Source organism: Desulfosporosinus sp. SYSU MS00001 (assembly GCF_049943955.1).
Classification (GTDB): Bacteria; Bacillota; Desulfitobacteriia; order Desulfitobacteriales; family Desulfitobacteriaceae; genus Desulfosporosinus.
Genome location: NZ_JBNFTW010000036.1, coordinates 1 through 1,808 on the forward strand (window position 1 = coordinate 1; position 1,808 = coordinate 1,808).

General features: G+C 42.1%; 1 pseudogene. It reads left to right on the forward strand.

Going from position 1 to position 1,808, the window contains the following annotated elements:
* Window positions 1–1,808 (forward strand): annotated as a pseudogene (locus ACPUYX_RS20860) (hypothetical protein); the annotation flags it as partial.

Here is a 1,808-nt window from a genome sequence, read left to right on the forward strand (position 1 = left end):
GCCGTTGTTTCTGGCGGGAAGACTGGTTATGTAGCATATAGTGCTTATGACCAATATGGTAATAATATTACCGATAAATATCTTGCAAGCAGCAGCTATATTACTTGGAGTTGTGGTATCGGCGATATAACTTCAGATGATAAGGGTATATTGACCGTTCATCCCTTTGGCTGGGACGCAACCAATGATAAATCTACAACTGTTTTAACACAGTATCCATCAACTGTTGTTACCGCTGTTACGAAGAGCCAAACCATTCCTACTTCAGCAAATGCAACGCTTACTGTTTCTACCCAAGTAGGAACAATTAGTGACATTACACTGAACAAGTTAGTAACTGCTGACGGTCAGGATGCATCTCCGACAATTGGTGACAGTGAGAAGTATTATATCGACTACACTGCCAAAGATATGTCCGGCAACGATACTGCCTCCAAAACGTTAGTTGAGAGTGGGCTTATTACTAACTCACCTGCCGGCCAGGATGCATATCAGCTCGTAACTTCCAATTCACAACTCGTCAAAGCTAAACTGGTTGACGATCCGAGTGATGATACAAAGTCTGCAATTGAAGTTGATATCCAAGATCCTACCGACTATACCATGACTCAGGATCAACCGATTACCATTACTGCCACAACGTATACCGGAAAAACTTCATCTGTAACCTTCACACTGAAGAGAGCTCAAAAAGTTAATACCTTTACGCTTATGGCACCATCTGAGACGATCTCTTCCGGTGAAACAGGTGTAGTCATTCCATTTGCTGCTTATGATCAGAATGGAAACCAACTCACCAAGTACAGTGATATCACCAAAGATAATGTTGTAGCATTATCACCTCTAAAAGGGACCGGAACATCCGGTTTATACTTTGAGGAAAATGCAGATGGCACTGCTTCCTTGAAATATGATGCGCCTGTAAATCCCGGAACTACCGCTCTGCAAGAAACCTTAAATGCAACAGTTAACAACACCGGAAACTTCAGCTCTATAAACATTAATGTTGACCAACCTAAGGTCGCCGATTCCCTGAAACTTGATGATTCCGTTCTTGTTCCAAACATGGAAGTAGGTTCACATCAAGCTCTTGACTTCGGCTTTAACGATGGCGGATTTTCAGTGCAAGACCAATATGGCAGAGCAATTGACATGACAAGTAAGTATGTAATTAATGGCGTCACTTACTATGTTCAAGCAAGCTTACCACAAAATTCCGTATTATCGTTTGACAACAATCAGGACTATGCCTATGCTGGACACGAAGTGGTCTTAGATGCCGGAAACACAGCCGGATCAGCTACCGTAACCTTCAAATTGATGGCTTCTGCTAAGGGTGCACAACCAGATCCTACAAATGATACCGTTCTTGACACCAAGACGTTATCCATGACCGTATTAGCTGATAAAGACATTAGTGATTATACTATGACGACAGCTCCTAATGCGATCTATGCAGCATCTGATAAGACAAACCCAACTGCTCAGGAGAAAGATCAAAATGTTAAAGTGATCGTTTATGGTAAAACCTCATCAGGCAGCTTAGTAGTAATTGATCCAAGCAAAACCAGCATTGGAACATCATCCAGCAGCGATTTCTATACGTTCATGGGTGACGATGCCACACAAACGAAAGTTGCTGCGAACCAATTAGATGCTTCTAAGACCGGTTCATCAGCTACTATATCTGCCGTAGTTTATAACGACAATGATAAGAGATATCACTCTGTTACAACGACTGTAACCTCAAAAACAGATGATCCAGCTGCTCAATCCATGGGCTTCTACGCTCAAACGGTTGATAGAAA